Annotated in this window: 25 protein-coding genes and 1 pseudogene; 25 read left to right on the top strand and 1 reads right to left on the bottom strand. The window is 50.2% G+C overall.

Features of this window, described 5'->3' with window-relative positions:
• The 3 genes and pseudogenes from tuf to bfr form a co-directional block, all read left to right on the top strand.
• Positions 1-180 (top strand): annotated as a pseudogene (gene tuf, locus F0Q32_RS23925) (elongation factor Tu); the annotation flags it as partial.
• A 177-nt stretch (positions 181-357) separates the two neighbouring features.
• Complete coding sequence (gene bfd, locus F0Q32_RS23920; RefSeq protein ID WP_015962735.1) at positions 358-552, top strand: bacterioferritin-associated ferredoxin; 195 nt, start codon at positions 358-360, stop codon at positions 550-552.
• Positions 553-623: 71 nt separating this feature from the next.
• The gene (bfr, locus tag F0Q32_RS23915) at positions 624-1,100 is read left to right on the top strand and encodes a bacterioferritin (protein WP_015962736.1); all 477 of its coding nucleotides are present in this window, start codon (positions 624-626) and stop codon (positions 1,098-1,100) included.
• Here the strand turns inward: bfr and F0Q32_RS23910 are convergent.
• On the bottom strand, positions 1,097-1,561 hold the full coding sequence (locus tag F0Q32_RS23910; RefSeq protein WP_149464957.1) for an A24 family peptidase: 465 nt from the start codon (positions 1,559-1,561) through the stop codon (positions 1,097-1,099). The genes bfr and F0Q32_RS23910 overlap by 4 nt on opposite strands.
• Positions 1,562-1,937: 376 nt before the next feature.
• Between F0Q32_RS23910 and rpsJ the strand changes: the two genes are divergently transcribed.
• The 22 genes from rpsJ to secY all read left to right on the top strand — a co-directional run bounded on the left by rpsJ (position 1,938) and on the right by secY (position 12,434).
• Positions 1,938-2,249, top strand: coding sequence for a 30S ribosomal protein S10 (rpsJ, locus tag F0Q32_RS23905; protein WP_001181005.1), 312 nt, complete (start codon positions 1,938-1,940; stop codon positions 2,247-2,249).
• Between the two features lie 32 nt (positions 2,250-2,281).
• A complete protein-coding gene (gene rplC, locus F0Q32_RS23900) occupies positions 2,282-2,911 on the top strand; it encodes a 50S ribosomal protein L3 (protein ID WP_015962738.1) in 630 nt (209 codons plus the stop codon).
• 10 nt (positions 2,912-2,921) lie between these two features.
• Entirely contained in the window at positions 2,922-3,527 is a 606-nt protein-coding gene (gene rplD, locus F0Q32_RS23895; protein WP_000424395.1) for a 50S ribosomal protein L4, read from the top strand.
• On the top strand, positions 3,524-3,826 hold the full coding sequence (gene rplW / locus F0Q32_RS23890) for a 50S ribosomal protein L23 (RefSeq protein ID WP_000617546.1): 303 nt from the start codon (positions 3,524-3,526) through the stop codon (positions 3,824-3,826). Before rplD ends, rplW begins: the two co-directional genes overlap by 4 nt.
• A 17-nt stretch (positions 3,827-3,843) precedes the next feature.
• Entirely contained in the window at positions 3,844-4,665 is an 822-nt protein-coding gene (gene rplB / locus F0Q32_RS23885) for a 50S ribosomal protein L2 (RefSeq protein ID WP_015962739.1), read from the top strand.
• A 16-nt stretch (positions 4,666-4,681) separates the two neighbouring features.
• Positions 4,682-4,960, top strand: a complete 279-nt coding sequence (rpsS, locus tag F0Q32_RS23880) for a 30S ribosomal protein S19 (protein WP_001138117.1) — start codon at positions 4,682-4,684, stop codon at positions 4,958-4,960.
• Between the two features lie 14 nt (positions 4,961-4,974).
• Positions 4,975-5,307: a 50S ribosomal protein L22 gene (gene rplV / locus F0Q32_RS23875; RefSeq protein ID WP_002919773.1), complete on the top strand. Its 333-nt coding sequence runs from the start codon at positions 4,975-4,977 to the stop codon at positions 5,305-5,307.
• A 17-nt stretch (positions 5,308-5,324) separates the two neighbouring features.
• On the top strand, positions 5,325-6,023 hold the full coding sequence (gene rpsC, locus F0Q32_RS23870; protein ID WP_006817277.1) for a 30S ribosomal protein S3: 699 nt from the start codon (positions 5,325-5,327) through the stop codon (positions 6,021-6,023).
• A gap of 12 nt (positions 6,024-6,035) precedes the next feature.
• The gene (gene rplP, locus F0Q32_RS23865; RefSeq protein ID WP_002919759.1) at positions 6,036-6,446 is read left to right on the top strand and encodes a 50S ribosomal protein L16; all 411 of its coding nucleotides are present in this window, start codon (positions 6,036-6,038) and stop codon (positions 6,444-6,446) included.
• Positions 6,446-6,637: a 50S ribosomal protein L29 gene (gene rpmC / locus F0Q32_RS23860; RefSeq protein ID WP_108477147.1), complete on the top strand. Its 192-nt coding sequence runs from the start codon at positions 6,446-6,448 to the stop codon at positions 6,635-6,637. The genes rplP and rpmC overlap by 1 nt, the downstream gene beginning before the upstream one ends.
• Positions 6,637-6,891: a 30S ribosomal protein S17 gene (rpsQ, locus tag F0Q32_RS23855; RefSeq protein ID WP_002438707.1), complete on the top strand. Its 255-nt coding sequence runs from the start codon at positions 6,637-6,639 to the stop codon at positions 6,889-6,891. Before rpmC ends, rpsQ begins: the two co-directional genes overlap by 1 nt.
• Positions 6,892-7,057: 166 nt before the next feature.
• Positions 7,058-7,429 carry a 50S ribosomal protein L14 gene (gene rplN, locus F0Q32_RS23850; protein ID WP_000613954.1) on the top strand — a complete coding sequence of 124 codons (372 nt, stop codon included), beginning with the start codon at positions 7,058-7,060 and terminating at the stop codon, positions 7,427-7,429.
• A 10-nt stretch (positions 7,430-7,439) separates the two neighbouring features.
• Entirely contained in the window at positions 7,440-7,754 is a 315-nt protein-coding gene (rplX, locus tag F0Q32_RS23845) for a 50S ribosomal protein L24 (protein ID WP_015962742.1), read from the top strand.
• Positions 7,755-7,768: 14 nt separating this feature from the next.
• A complete protein-coding gene (gene rplE, locus F0Q32_RS23840; RefSeq protein WP_007702494.1) occupies positions 7,769-8,308 on the top strand; it encodes a 50S ribosomal protein L5 in 540 nt (179 codons plus the stop codon).
• A 10-nt stretch (positions 8,309-8,318) separates the two neighbouring features.
• A complete protein-coding gene (gene rpsN, locus F0Q32_RS23835; protein ID WP_003863291.1) occupies positions 8,319-8,624 on the top strand; it encodes a 30S ribosomal protein S14 in 306 nt (101 codons plus the stop codon).
• A gap of 30 nt (positions 8,625-8,654) precedes the next feature.
• Positions 8,655-9,047: a 30S ribosomal protein S8 gene (gene rpsH, locus F0Q32_RS23830; RefSeq protein WP_003031127.1), complete on the top strand. Its 393-nt coding sequence runs from the start codon at positions 8,655-8,657 to the stop codon at positions 9,045-9,047.
• 12 nt (positions 9,048-9,059) lie between these two features.
• The gene (gene rplF / locus F0Q32_RS23825) at positions 9,060-9,593 is read left to right on the top strand and encodes a 50S ribosomal protein L6 (protein ID WP_012135817.1); all 534 of its coding nucleotides are present in this window, start codon (positions 9,060-9,062) and stop codon (positions 9,591-9,593) included.
• A 9-nt stretch (positions 9,594-9,602) separates the two neighbouring features.
• Entirely contained in the window at positions 9,603-9,956 is a 354-nt protein-coding gene (rplR, locus tag F0Q32_RS23820; RefSeq protein WP_000358960.1) for a 50S ribosomal protein L18, read from the top strand.
• 14 nt (positions 9,957-9,970) lie between these two features.
• A complete protein-coding gene (rpsE, locus tag F0Q32_RS23815) occupies positions 9,971-10,474 on the top strand; it encodes a 30S ribosomal protein S5 (RefSeq protein WP_015962744.1) in 504 nt (167 codons plus the stop codon).
• A gap of 3 nt (positions 10,475-10,477) precedes the next feature.
• The gene (gene rpmD, locus F0Q32_RS23810; RefSeq protein WP_001140434.1) at positions 10,478-10,657 is read left to right on the top strand and encodes a 50S ribosomal protein L30; all 180 of its coding nucleotides are present in this window, start codon (positions 10,478-10,480) and stop codon (positions 10,655-10,657) included.
• A gap of 3 nt (positions 10,658-10,660) precedes the next feature.
• Complete coding sequence (gene rplO / locus F0Q32_RS23805; RefSeq protein ID WP_015962745.1) at positions 10,661-11,095, top strand: 50S ribosomal protein L15; 435 nt, start codon at positions 10,661-10,663, stop codon at positions 11,093-11,095.
• Between the two features lie 7 nt (positions 11,096-11,102).
• Positions 11,103-12,434, top strand: a complete 1,332-nt coding sequence (gene secY / locus F0Q32_RS23800; RefSeq protein ID WP_015962746.1) for a preprotein translocase subunit SecY — start codon at positions 11,103-11,105, stop codon at positions 12,432-12,434.
• The last annotated feature ends 16 nt before the right edge of the window (positions 12,435-12,450 follow it).

Below are 12,450 nucleotides of genomic sequence, written 5' to 3'. Positions count from 1 at the left end.
ACTGACGTGACTGGCACCATTGAACTGCCGGAAGGCGTAGAGATGGTAATGCCGGGCGACAACATCAAAATGGTTGTTACCCTGATCCACCCGATCGCGATGGACGACGGTCTGCGTTTCGCAATCCGTGAAGGCGGCCGTACCGTTGGCGCGGGCGTTGTTGCTAAAGTAATGAGCTAATTATTAATTAATTAGTTTTGAGCTTAAAAAGGGCGCTTCGGCGCCCTTTTTGCTGTCTATTATTCCAGCATTCATTTTTTATTTAAAAATGCGCACCCGCTGCGTCATTTGTCATCTACTATTGTAATCATAACCATTCTCATTTACACTCTGTTCATAAATTAAGCGGGAGTCATTATGTACGTTTGTTTGTGTAACGGTGTAAGCGATAAAAAAATTCGCCAGGTAGTTCGCCAGTTTCATCCTCAATCTTTCCAGCAATTACGCAAATTTATACCCGTGGGAAATCAATGCGGTAAGTGCGTACGTGCGGCCCGCGAAGTGATGGAAGACGAATTAACCCAGATGCCTGAATATCAGGAAATCGCCTGAGCCTGATTCTTTTTTTGACATCCCTGTAGCCCGATCTACGCTTCAATAAGTGGAAGCGGAGGGACTACATAATGAAAGGTGATGTTAAGGTTATAAATTATCTCAATAAATTATTGGGAAATGAGCTTGTCGCAATCAATCAATACTTTCTCCATGCGAGAATGTTCAAAAACTGGGGCCTGATGCGCCTCAACGATATCGAGTATCACGAATCAATTGATGAGATGAAGCACGCAGATAAATATATCGAGCGTATTTTATTTCTCGAAGGGATACCGAATCTCCAGGATCTGGGCAAACTGCAAATTGGCGAAGATGTGGAAGAGATGCTGCAATCGGATCTCCGCCTTGAGCTGGAAGGCGCGAAAGATCTGCGCGAAGCCATTGCGTATGCCGACAGCGTTCACGACTATGTGAGCCGCGATATGCTTATCAATATCCTCAGTGAAGAAGAGCATCATATCGACTGGCTGGAAACCGAACTTGACCTGATTGGCAAGATTGGCCTGCAAAATTATCTGCAGTCGCAAATCAAAGTCGAAGACTAAAATACCCTAAGCCCGGATATGATGAAACCCGCTGCGGCCAGAAATGGGCCAAATGGCAGCGGGTTTTTTATTGCCTGCCATTTACGCAACTTGAACGCTGACAGTCCAGTAAACAGCAGGGCCAGCAACGAGGCCGTGAGTATCAATACTGGAAGCACCTGCCAGCCATGCCATGCGCCCAACGCAGCAAGCAATTTCACATCACCGTAGCCTAATCCTTCCCGGTGGCGCACGCCCCGATATCCCCAGTAAATCAGCGCGAACGCACCGTATCCACCGATGGCACCCCACAACGATACGGATAATTGGTCTGGGAAAAGGCACAGATGATACAACACACCTCCCCACAAGAGCGGGCAGGTCAGTTTGTCAGGCAACAGGCCGGTACGCCAGTCATGCCAGCTAAGCTTCAGCGTGAAGAGCGTATAGAAAATAAAGAAGGGCAGGGGCGCATAAGCCATACTCGACTCCGGTAAGTTGTTCAGGACAACGAGTTTGGCCAGGGTAGAACGTAAGCGCAAAAGGCAAATTCTCACGCTGCGAGACGCTTTCCGGTATTTTTCAGGTGATGACATTTATTACCGCAAGGCGTGCGCCCGGCACCGCAAATTATCATGACTAATTTCTAAACACCCCTTGCTTCGCGCTGGTATTTGCGTATAATGCGCGGGCTTGTCTAATATTGACAGCGGTTCGATCTGAACCAGATGGCGCTTTTTGGTCATCAACAATGCTCCCAATCGGGGAGCTACGTAAGAACGGTTACACTCTCCCATCAATCGTAATGGGTTTGAGGAGTAATCATTTCGTCTATAAAATAATTGGAGCTCTGGTCTCATGCAGAACCAAAGAATCCGTATCCGCCTTAAAGCGTTTGATCATCGTCTGATCGATCAATCAACCGCGGAAATCGTCGAGACTGCCAAGCGCACTGGTGCGCAGGTTCGCGGTCCGATCCCGCTGCCGACCCGCAAAGAGCGCTTTACCGTTCTGATCTCTCCGCACGTTAACAAAGACGCGCGCGATCAGTACGAAATTCGCACTCACAAGCGTCTGGTTGACATCGTTGAGCCAACCGAGAAAACCGTTGATGCTCTGATGCGTCTGGACCTGGCTGCCGGTGTAGACGTGCAGATCAGCCTGGGTTAATCAGGTCATCGAGCGATTGAGAGGTTGATACAATGATTGGTTTAGTCGGTAAAAAAGTGGGTATGACCCGCATCTTCACTGAAGATGGCGTCTCTATCCCAGTAACCGTAATCGAAGTTGAAGCAAACCGTGTTACTCAGGTTAAAGACCTGGCTAACGATGGCTATCGTGCTATTCAGGTTACCACCGGTGCTAAAAAAGCAAACCGTGTAACCAAGCCGGAAGCTGGCCATTTCGCTAAAGCTGGCGTAGAAGCTGGCCGCGGCCTGTGGGAGTTCCGTCTGGCAGAGGGTGAAGAATTCACCGTTGGTCAGAACATCAGCGTCGAACTGTTTGCTGAAGTTAAAAAAGTTGACGTAACCGGTACCTCTAAAGGTAAAGGTTTTGCTGGTACCGTTAAGCGCTGGAACTTCCGTACCCAGGACGCTACTCACGGTAACTCCTTGTCTCACCGCGTTCCGGGTTCTATCGGTCAGAACCAGACTCCGGGCAAAGTGTTCAAAGGCAAGAAAATGGCAGGTCAGCTGGGTAACGAACGTGTAACTGTTCAGAGCCTGGACGTAGTACGTGTTGACGCTGAGCGCAACCTGCTGCTGGTGAAAGGTGCGGTCCCGGGTGCAACCGGTAGCGACCTGATCGTTAAACCAGCTGTGAAGGCGTAAGGGGATAGCAATGGAATTAGTATTGAAAGACGCGCAGAGCGCGCTGACTGTTTCCGAAACTACCTTCGGTCGTGATTTCAACGAAGCGCTGGTTCACCAGGTTGTTGTTGCTTATGCAGCTGGTGCTCGTCAGGGTACTCGTGCTCAGAAGACTCGTGCTGAAGTAACTGGTTCTGGTAAAAAACCATGGCGCCAGAAAGGTACCGGCCGTGCGCGTTCAGGTTCTATCAAGAGCCCGATCTGGCGTTCCGGTGGCGTGACCTTCGCTGCTCGTCCGCAGGACCACAGTCAAAAAGTTAACAAAAAGATGTACCGCGGCGCGCTGAAGAGCATTCTGTCCGAACTGGTACGTCAGGATCGTCTGATCGTTGTCGAGAAGTTCTCTGTAGAAGCGCCTAAAACTAAGCTGCTGGCACAGAAACTGAAAGACATGGCTCTGGAAGATGTGCTGATCATCACCGGTGAGCTGGACGAAAATCTGTTCCTCGCAGCACGTAACCTGCACAAGGTTGACGTTCGCGATGCAACGGGTATCGACCCGGTTAGCCTGATCGCCTTCGACAAAGTCGTAATGACTGCTGATGCTGTTAAGCAAGTTGAGGAGATGCTGGCATGATTCGTGAAGAACGTCTGCTGAAGGTGCTGCGCGCACCGCACGTTTCTGAAAAAGCGTCTACTGCGATGGAAAAAACTAACACCATCGTTCTCAAAGTTGCTAAAGACGCGACCAAAGCAGAAATCAAAGCTGCTGTGCAGAAACTGTTTGAAGTCGAAGTCGAAGTCGTTAACACCCTGGTCGTTAAAGGGAAAGTTAAACGTCACGGACAGCGTATCGGTCGTCGTAGCGACTGGAAAAAAGCTTACGTCACCCTGAAAGAAGGCCAGAATCTGGACTTCGTTGGCGGCGCTGAGTAAGTCGGAGGAGTAATACAATGGCAGTTGTTAAATGTAAACCGACATCTCCGGGTCGTCGCCACGTAGTTAAAGTGGTTAACCCTGAGCTGCACAAGGGCAAACCTTTTGCTCCGTTGCTGGAAAAAAACAGCAAATCCGGTGGTCGTAACAACAATGGCCGTATCACCACTCGTCACATCGGTGGTGGCCATAAGCAGGCTTATCGTATTGTTGACTTCAAACGCAACAAAGACGGTATCCCGGCAACAGTTGAACGTCTTGAGTACGATCCGAACCGCTCCGCGAACATCGCGCTGGTTCTGTACAAAGACGGCGAACGCCGTTACATCCTGGCCCCTAAAGGCCTGAAAGCTGGCGACCAGATTCAGTCTGGCGTTGATGCTGCAATCAAAGCAGGTAACACCCTGCCGATGCGCAATATCCCGGTTGGTTCTACCGTTCATAACGTAGAAATGAAACCAGGTAAAGGCGGTCAGCTGGCACGTTCCGCTGGTACTTACGTTCAGATCGTTGCTCGCGATGGTGCTTATGTCACCCTGCGTCTGCGTTCTGGTGAAATGCGTAAAGTCGAAGCAGACTGCCGTGCAACTCTGGGCGAAGTTGGCAATGCTGAGCATATGCTGCGCGTTCTGGGTAAAGCAGGTGCTGCACGCTGGCGTGGTGTTCGTCCTACCGTTCGCGGTACTGCGATGAACCCAGTCGATCACCCACATGGTGGTGGTGAAGGTCGTAACTTTGGTAAGCACCCGGTATCCCCGTGGGGCCTGCAGACCAAAGGTAAGAAGACCCGCAGCAACAAGCGTACTGATAAATTCATCGTACGTCGCCGTAGCAAATAATTTTAGAGGATAAGCCATGCCACGTTCTCTCAAGAAAGGTCCTTTTATTGACCTGCACTTGCTGAAGAAGGTAGAGAAAGCGGTGGAAAGCGGAGACAAGAAGCCCCTGCGCACTTGGTCCCGTCGTTCAACGATCTTTCCTAACATGATCGGTTTGACCATCGCTGTCCATAATGGTCGTCAGCACGTTCCAGTCTTTGTAACCGACGAAATGGTTGGTCACAAACTGGGTGAATTCGCACCGACTCGTACTTATCGCGGCCATGCTGCTGATAAAAAAGCGAAGAAGAAATAAGGTAGGAGGAAGAGATGGAAACTTTAGCTCAACATCGCCATGCTCGTTCTTCTGCTCAGAAGGTTCGCCTTGTTGCTGACCTGATTCGCGGTAAGAAAGTGTCGCAGGCCCTGGATATTCTGACCTACACCAATAAGAAAGCGGCTGTACTGGTCAAGAAAGTACTGGAATCTGCCATTGCTAACGCTGAACACAACGATGGCGCTGACATTGACGATCTGAAAGTTGCGAAAATTTTCGTAGACGAAGGCCCGAGCATGAAGCGCATTATGCCGCGTGCAAAAGGTCGTGCAGATCGCATCCTGAAGCGCACCAGCCACATTACTGTGGTTGTGTCCGATCGCTGAGACTCTGGAGACTAGCAATGGGTCAGAAAGTACATCCTAATGGTATTCGCCTGGGTATTGTCAAACCATGGAACTCTACCTGGTTCGCGAACACCAAAGAATTCGCTGACAACCTGGACAGCGATTTTAAAGTACGTCAGTACCTGACGAAGGAACTGGCAAAAGCGTCCGTATCTCGTATCGTTATCGAGCGTCCGGCTAAGAGCATCCGTGTAACCATTCACACTGCTCGCCCGGGTATCGTTATCGGTAAGAAAGGCGAAGACGTAGAAAAACTGCGCAAGGTCGTAGCGGATATCGCTGGCGTTCCTGCTCAGATCAATATCGCCGAAGTTCGTAAGCCTGAACTGGACGCTAAATTGGTTGCTGACAGCATCACTTCTCAGCTGGAACGTCGTGTTATGTTCCGTCGTGCTATGAAGCGTGCTGTACAGAACGCAATGCGTCTGGGCGCTAAAGGTATCAAAGTTGAAGTTAGCGGCCGTCTGGGCGGCGCGGAAATCGCACGTACCGAATGGTACCGCGAAGGTCGCGTACCGCTGCACACTCTGCGTGCTGACATCGACTACAACACCTCTGAAGCGCACACCACTTACGGTGTAATCGGCGTTAAGGTATGGATCTTCAAAGGTGAGATCCTGGGTGGTATGGCTGCTGTTGAACAACCGGAACCGGCTGCTCAACCTAAAAAGCAGCAGCGTAAAGGCCGTAAATAAGGAGCGTCGCTGATGTTACAACCAAAGCGTACAAAATTCCGTAAAGTGCACAAAGGCCGTAACCGCGGTCTGGCGCAGGGTACGGATGTTAGCTTCGGCACTTTCGGTCTGAAAGCTGTTGGCCGTGGTCGTCTGACTGCACGTCAGATCGAAGCAGCACGTCGTGCTATGACCCGTGCAGTGAAGCGTCAAGGTAAAATCTGGATCCGTGTATTCCCGGACAAACCGATTACCGAGAAGCCTCTTGAAGTTCGTATGGGTAAAGGTAAAGGTAACGTGGAGTATTGGGTTGCCTTGATTCAGCCGGGCAAAGTCCTGTATGAAATGGACGGTGTACCGGAAGAGCTGGCCCGTGAAGCATTCGGCCTCGCAGCCGCGAAACTGCCGATCAAAACCACCTTTGTAACTAAGACGGTGATGTAATGAAAGCAAAAGAGCTGCGTGAAAAAAGCGTTGAAGATCTGAACGCTGAGCTGCTGAACTTGCTGCGTGAGCAGTTCAACCTGCGCATGCAGGCTGCAAGTGGCCAGCTGCAACAGACTCATCTGCTGAAGCAAGTGCGTCGTGATGTTGCACGTGTTAAGACTTTACTGACTGAGAAGGCGGGTGCGTAATGACCGATAAAATCCGTACTCTGCAAGGTCGCGTTGTTAGCGATAAAATGGAGAAATCCATTGTTGTTGCTATCGAACGTTTTGTGAAACACCCGATCTACGGTAAATTCATTAAGCGTACGACCAAACTGCACGTACATGACGAGAACAACGAATGCGGTATCGGCGACAAGGTTGAAATCCGTGAATGCCGTCCGCTGTCCAAGACTAAGTCCTGGACGCTGGTTCGCGTTGTAGAGAAAGCGGTTCTGTAATACAGTACTCGTTCTCGATACGAATAAACGGCTCAGCGATGAGCCGTTTATTTTTTCTACCCATATCTTGAGAGTGGTGTTATAATGCCGCGCCCTCGATATATGGGGCTTTTTAATGGCCTGATTTTCGGGTCTCAGTAGTAGTTGACATTAGCGGAGCACTAAAATGATCCAAGAACAGACTATGCTGAACGTCGCCGACAACTCCGGTGCACGTCGCGTAATGTGTATCAAGGTTCTGGGTGGCTCGCACCGTCGCTACGCAGGCGTAGGCGACATCATCAAGATCACCATCAAGGAAGCAATTCCGCGTGGTAAGGTCAAAAAAGGTGATGTGCTGAAGGCGGTAGTGGTGCGCACCAAGAAGGGTGTTCGTCGCCCGGACGGTTCTGTCATTCGCTTCGATGGTAATGCATGCGTTATTTTAAACAATAACAGCGAGCAGCCTATCGGTACGCGTATTTTTGGGCCGGTAACTCGTGAACTTCGTAACGAGAAGTTCATGAAAATTATCTCTCTGGCACCAGAAGTACTCTAAGGAGCGAATCATGGCAGCGAAGATCCGTCGTGATGACGAAGTTATCGTGTTAACCGGTAAAGATAAAGGTAAACGCGGTAAAGTAAAAAATGTCCTGTCTTCCGGCAAGGTCATTGTTGAAGGTATCAACCTGGTTAAAAAACATCAGAAGCCGGTTCCGGCCCTGAACCAACCAGGCGGCATTGTTGAGAAAGAAGCAGCTATTCAGATCTCTAACATTGCAATCTTCAATGCGGCAACCGGCAAGGCCGACCGTGTAGGCTTTAGATTCGAAGACGGCAAAAAAGTCCGTTTCTTCAAGTCTAACAGCGAAACTATCAAGTAATTTGGAGTAGTACGATGGCGAAACTGCATGATTACTACAAAGACGAAGTAGTTAACAAGCTCATGACTGAGTTTAACTACAATTCTGTCATGCAAGTCCCTCGGGTCGAGAAGATCACCCTGAACATGGGTGTTGGTGAAGCGATCGCTGACAAGAAACTGCTGGATAACGCAGCAGCTGACCTGGCAGCAATCTCCGGTCAAAAACCGCTGATCACCAAAGCACGCAAATCAGTTGCAGGCTTCAAAATCCGTCAGGGCTATCCGATCGGCTGTAAAGTAACTCTGCGTGGCGAACGCATGTGGGAGTTCTTTGAGCGCCTGATCACTATTGCTGTACCGCGTATCCGTGACTTCCGTGGCCTGTCCGCTAAGTCATTCGATGGCCGTGGTAACTACAGCATGGGTGTCCGTGAGCAGATCATCTTCCCAGAAATCGACTACGATAAAGTCGACCGCGTGCGTGGTTTGGATATTACCATTACCACTACTGCGAAATCTGACGAAGAAGGCCGTGCTCTGCTGGCTGCCTTTGACTTCCCGTTCCGCAAGTAAGGGTTACTGAATGGCTAAGCAATCAATGAAAGCACGCGAAGTAAAGCGCGTAGCTTTAGCTGATAAATTCTTCGCGAAACGCGCTGAACTGAAAGCTATCATCTCTGATGTGAACGCTTCCGATGAAGATCGTTGGAACGCTGTTCTGAAGCTGCAGAGTCTGCCGCGTGATTCCAGCCCGTCTCGTCAGCGTAACCGCTGCCGTCAAACAGGTCGTCCACATGGTTATGTGGGCAAGTTCGGGTTGAGCCGTATTAAGCTTCGTGAAGCCGCTATGCGCGGTGAAGTACCAGGCTTGAAAAAGGCTAGCTGGTAATTACCAATTGAATCACGGGAGTAAAGACAGATGAGCATGCAAGATCCGATCGCGGATATGCTGACCCGTATCCGTAACGGTCAGGCCGCGAACAAAGCTGCGGTCACCATGCCTTCCTCCAAGCTGAAAGTGGCAATTGCCAACGTGCTGAAGGAAGAAGGTTTTATTGAAGATTTTAAAGTTGAAGGCGACACCAAGCCGGAACTGGAACTTACTCTCAAGTATTTCCAGGGTAAAGCTGTTGTAGAAAGCATTCAGCGTGTCAGCCGCCCAGGTCTGCGCATCTACAAACGTAAAGATGAGCTGCCGAAAGTTATGGCCGGCATGGGTATCGCAGTTGTTTCTACCTCTAAAGGTGTTATGACTGATCGTGCAGCGCGCCAGGCTGGTCTTGGTGGCGAAATTATCTGCTACGTAGCCTAATCGGAGGAAAAAATGTCTCGTGTTGCTAAAGCACCGGTCGTTGTTCCTGCCGGCGTTGATGTAAAAATCAACGGTCAGGTTATTACGATCAAAGGTAAAAACGGCGAGCTGACTCGTACTCTCAACGATGCTGTTGAAGTTAAACATGCAGATAATGCACTGACCTTCGGTCCGCGTGATGGTTACGTAGACGGATGGGCTCAGGCTGGTACCGCGCGTGCCCTGCTGAACTCAATGGTTATCGGTGTTACCGAAGGCTTCACTAAGAAGCTACAGCTGGTTGGTGTAGGTTATCGTGCAGCGGTTAAAGGGAATGTAGTAAACCTGTCTTTAGGTTTCTCTCACCCGGTTGACCATCAGCTGCCTGCGGGTATCACTGCAGAATGTCCGACTCAAACTGAAATCGTGCTGAAAGGCGCTGATAAGCAGGTGATCGGTCAGGTTGCAGCGGATCTGCGCGCCTACCGTCGTCCTGAGCCTTATAAAGGCAAGGGTGTTCGTTACGCCGACGAAGTCGTGCGTACCAAAGAGGCTAAGAAGAAGTAAGGTAACACTATGGATAAGAAATCTGCTCGTATCCGTCGTGCGACCCGCGCACGCCGCAAGCTCCAGGAGCTGGGCGCAACTCGCCTGGTGGTACATCGTACCCCGCGTCATATTTACGCACAGGTAATTGCACCGAACGGTTCCGAAGTTCTGGTAGCTGCTTCTACTGTAGAAAAAGCTATCGCTGAACAACTGAAGTACACCGGTAACAAAGACGCGGCTGCAGCTGTGGGTAAAGCTGTTGCTGAACGCGCTCTGGAAAAAGGCATCAAAGATGTATCCTTTGACCGTTCCGGGTTCCAATATCATGGTCGTGTCCAGGCACTGGCAGATGCTGCCCGTGAAGCTGGCCTTCAGTTCTAAGGTAGAGGTGTAAGATGGCTCACATCGAAAAACAAGCTGGCGAACTGCAGGAAAAGCTGATCGCGGTAAACCGCGTATCTAAAACCGTTAAAGGTGGTCGTATTTTCTCCTTCACAGCTCTGACTGTAGTAGGCGATGGTAACGGTCGCGTAGGTTTTGGTTACGGTAAAGCGCGTGAAGTTCCAGCAGCGATCCAGAAAGCGATGGAAAAAGCCCGTCGCAATATGATTAACGTCGCGCTGAATACCGGCACCCTGCAGCACCCAGTTAAGGGTACTCACACGGGTTCTCGTGTATTCATGCAGCCGGCTTCCGAAGGTACCGGTATCATCGCCGGTGGTGCAATGCGCGCCGTTCTGGAAGTCGCTGGAGTTCGTAACGTTCTGGCTAAAGCGTATGGTTCCACTAACCCGATTAACGTGGTTCGTGCAACTATCGATGGTCTGGAAAATATGAAATCTCCGGAAATGGTCGCTGCCAAGCGTGGTAAATCCGTTGAAGAAATTCTGGGGAAATAAACCATGGCAAAGACTATTAAAATTACTCAAACCCGCAGTGCAATCGGTCGTCTGCCGAAACACAAGGCAACGCTGCTTGGCCTGGGTCTGCGTCGTATTGGTCACACCGTAGAACGCGAGGATACTCCTGCTGTTCGTGGTATGGTCAACGCGGTTTCCTTCATGGTTAAAGTTGAGGAGTAAGAGATGCGTTTAAATACTCTGTCTCCGGCCGAAGGCTCTAAAAAGGCGGGTCGCCGTCTGGGTCGTGGTATCGGTTCTGGCCTCGGTAAAACCGGCGGTCGTGGTCACAAAGGTCAGAAATCTCGTTCTGGCGGTGGCGTACGTCGTGGTTTCGAGGGTGGTCAGATGCCTCTGTACCGTCGTCTGCCGAAATTCGGCTTCACTTCTCGCAAAGCAGCGATTACAGCGGAAATCCGTCTGTCTGACCTGGCGAAAGTGGAAGGCGGTGTTGTAGACCTGAACACGCTGAAAGCAGCTAACATTATCGGTATCCAGATCGAGTTCGCGAAAGTGATCCTGGCTGGTGAAGTCACTACTCCGGTAACTGTTCGTGGCCTGCGTGTTACTAAAGGCGCTCGTGCTGCTATCGAAGCTGCTGGCGGTAAAATCGAGGAATAAGTAGCAGATGGCTAAACAACCGGGATTAGATTTTCAAAGTGCCAAAGGTGGCTTAGGCGAGCTGAAACGCAGACTGCTGTTTGTAATCGGTGCGCTTATTGTGTTCCGTATTGGCTCTTTTATTCCGATCCCTGGTATTGATGCCGCTGTACTTGCCAAACTGCTTGAGCAACAGCGAGGCACCATCATTGAGATGTTTAACATGTTCTCTGGTGGTGCTCTCAGCCGTGCTTCTATCTTTGCTCTGGGGATCATGCCGTATATTTCGGCGTCGATCATTATCCAGCTACTGACGGTGGTTCACCCAACGTTGGCAGAAATTAAGAAAGAAGGGGAGTCTGGTCGTCGTAAGATCAGCCAGTACACCCGCTACGGTACTCTGGTGCTGGCAATATTCCAGTCGATCGGTATTGCTACCGGTCTGCCGAATATGCCTGGTATGCAGGGCCTGGTAATTAACCCAGGCTTTGCATTCTATTTCACCGCTGTTGTAAGTCTGGTTACAGGGACCATGTTCCTGATGTGGCTCGGCGAACAGATTACTGAGCGCGGTATCGGTAACGGTATCTCAATCATTATCTTCGCTGGTATCGTTGCGGGACTCCCGCCAGCCATTGCCCATACTATCGAGCAAGCGCGTCAAGGCGACCTGCACTTCCTCCTGTTGCTGTTGGTTGCAGTATTAGTATTTGCAGTGACGTTCTTTGTTGTATTTGTTGAGCGTGGTCAACGCCGCATTGTGGTAAACTACGCGAAACGTCAGCAAGGTCGTCGTGTTTATGCTGCACAGAGCACACATTTACCGCTGAAAGTGAATATGGCAGGGGTAATCCCGGCAATCTTCGCTTCCAGTATTATTCTGTTCCCGGCAACCATCGCGTCATGGTTCGGGGGTGGGACTGGTTGGAACTGGCTGACAACAATTTCGCTGTATTTGCAGCCTGGGCAACCACTTTATGTGTTACTCTATGCGTCTGCGATCATCTTCTTCTGTTTCTTCTACACGGCGTTGGTTTTCAACCCGCGTGAAACAGCAGATAACCTGAAGAAGTCCGGTGCATTTGTACCAGGAATTCGTCCGGGAGAGCAAACGGCGAAGTATATCGATAAAGTAATGACCCGCCTGACCCTGGTTGGTGCGTTGTATATTACCTTTATCTGCCTGATCCCGGAGTTCATGCGTGATGCAATGAAAGTACCGTTCTACTTCGGTGGGACCTCACTGCTTATCGTTGTTGTCGTGATTATGGACTTTATGGCTCAAGTGCAAACTCTGATGATGTCAAGTCAGTACGAGTCTGCATTGAAGAAGGCGAACCTGAAAGGCTACGGCCGATAATTGGTCGCCCGAGAAG

This window comes from Pseudocitrobacter sp. 73 (assembly GCF_008369545.1).
Taxonomy (GTDB): Bacteria; Pseudomonadota; Gammaproteobacteria; order Enterobacterales; family Enterobacteriaceae; genus Pseudocitrobacter; species Pseudocitrobacter vendiensis.
This window is presented reverse-complemented; position numbering and strand designations above follow the sequence as displayed.

What these genes read in the sequence shown, in the direction of transcription:
- bfd (WP_015962735.1), top strand. Translation starts at nt 358, where the DNA reads ATGTACGTTTGTTTGTGTAACGGTGTAAGCGATAAAAAAATTCGCCAG.
- bfr (WP_015962736.1), top strand. Translation starts at nt 624, where the DNA reads ATGAAAGGTGATGTTAAGGTTATAAATTATCTCAATAAATTATTGGGA.
- F0Q32_RS23910 (WP_149464957.1), bottom strand. Translation starts at nt 1,561, where the DNA reads ATGGCTTATGCGCCCCTGCCCTTCTTTATTTTCTATACGCTCTTCACG.
- rpsJ (WP_001181005.1), top strand. Translation starts at nt 1,938, where the DNA reads ATGCAGAACCAAAGAATCCGTATCCGCCTTAAAGCGTTTGATCATCGT.
- rplC (WP_015962738.1), top strand. Translation starts at nt 2,282, where the DNA reads ATGATTGGTTTAGTCGGTAAAAAAGTGGGTATGACCCGCATCTTCACT.
- rplD (WP_000424395.1), top strand. Translation starts at nt 2,922, where the DNA reads ATGGAATTAGTATTGAAAGACGCGCAGAGCGCGCTGACTGTTTCCGAA.
- rplW (WP_000617546.1), top strand. Translation starts at nt 3,524, where the DNA reads ATGATTCGTGAAGAACGTCTGCTGAAGGTGCTGCGCGCACCGCACGTT.
- rplB (WP_015962739.1), top strand. Translation starts at nt 3,844, where the DNA reads ATGGCAGTTGTTAAATGTAAACCGACATCTCCGGGTCGTCGCCACGTA.
- rpsS (WP_001138117.1), top strand. Translation starts at nt 4,682, where the DNA reads ATGCCACGTTCTCTCAAGAAAGGTCCTTTTATTGACCTGCACTTGCTG.
- rplV (WP_002919773.1), top strand. Translation starts at nt 4,975, where the DNA reads ATGGAAACTTTAGCTCAACATCGCCATGCTCGTTCTTCTGCTCAGAAG.
- rpsC (WP_006817277.1), top strand. Translation starts at nt 5,325, where the DNA reads ATGGGTCAGAAAGTACATCCTAATGGTATTCGCCTGGGTATTGTCAAA.
- rplP (WP_002919759.1), top strand. Translation starts at nt 6,036, where the DNA reads ATGTTACAACCAAAGCGTACAAAATTCCGTAAAGTGCACAAAGGCCGT.
- rpmC (WP_108477147.1), top strand. Translation starts at nt 6,446, where the DNA reads ATGAAAGCAAAAGAGCTGCGTGAAAAAAGCGTTGAAGATCTGAACGCT.
- rpsQ (WP_002438707.1), top strand. Translation starts at nt 6,637, where the DNA reads ATGACCGATAAAATCCGTACTCTGCAAGGTCGCGTTGTTAGCGATAAA.
- rplN (WP_000613954.1), top strand. Translation starts at nt 7,058, where the DNA reads ATGATCCAAGAACAGACTATGCTGAACGTCGCCGACAACTCCGGTGCA.
- rplX (WP_015962742.1), top strand. Translation starts at nt 7,440, where the DNA reads ATGGCAGCGAAGATCCGTCGTGATGACGAAGTTATCGTGTTAACCGGT.
- rplE (WP_007702494.1), top strand. Translation starts at nt 7,769, where the DNA reads ATGGCGAAACTGCATGATTACTACAAAGACGAAGTAGTTAACAAGCTC.
- rpsN (WP_003863291.1), top strand. Translation starts at nt 8,319, where the DNA reads ATGGCTAAGCAATCAATGAAAGCACGCGAAGTAAAGCGCGTAGCTTTA.
- rpsH (WP_003031127.1), top strand. Translation starts at nt 8,655, where the DNA reads ATGAGCATGCAAGATCCGATCGCGGATATGCTGACCCGTATCCGTAAC.
- rplF (WP_012135817.1), top strand. Translation starts at nt 9,060, where the DNA reads ATGTCTCGTGTTGCTAAAGCACCGGTCGTTGTTCCTGCCGGCGTTGAT.
- rplR (WP_000358960.1), top strand. Translation starts at nt 9,603, where the DNA reads ATGGATAAGAAATCTGCTCGTATCCGTCGTGCGACCCGCGCACGCCGC.
- rpsE (WP_015962744.1), top strand. Translation starts at nt 9,971, where the DNA reads ATGGCTCACATCGAAAAACAAGCTGGCGAACTGCAGGAAAAGCTGATC.
- rpmD (WP_001140434.1), top strand. Translation starts at nt 10,478, where the DNA reads ATGGCAAAGACTATTAAAATTACTCAAACCCGCAGTGCAATCGGTCGT.
- rplO (WP_015962745.1), top strand. Translation starts at nt 10,661, where the DNA reads ATGCGTTTAAATACTCTGTCTCCGGCCGAAGGCTCTAAAAAGGCGGGT.
- secY (WP_015962746.1), top strand. Translation starts at nt 11,103, where the DNA reads ATGGCTAAACAACCGGGATTAGATTTTCAAAGTGCCAAAGGTGGCTTA.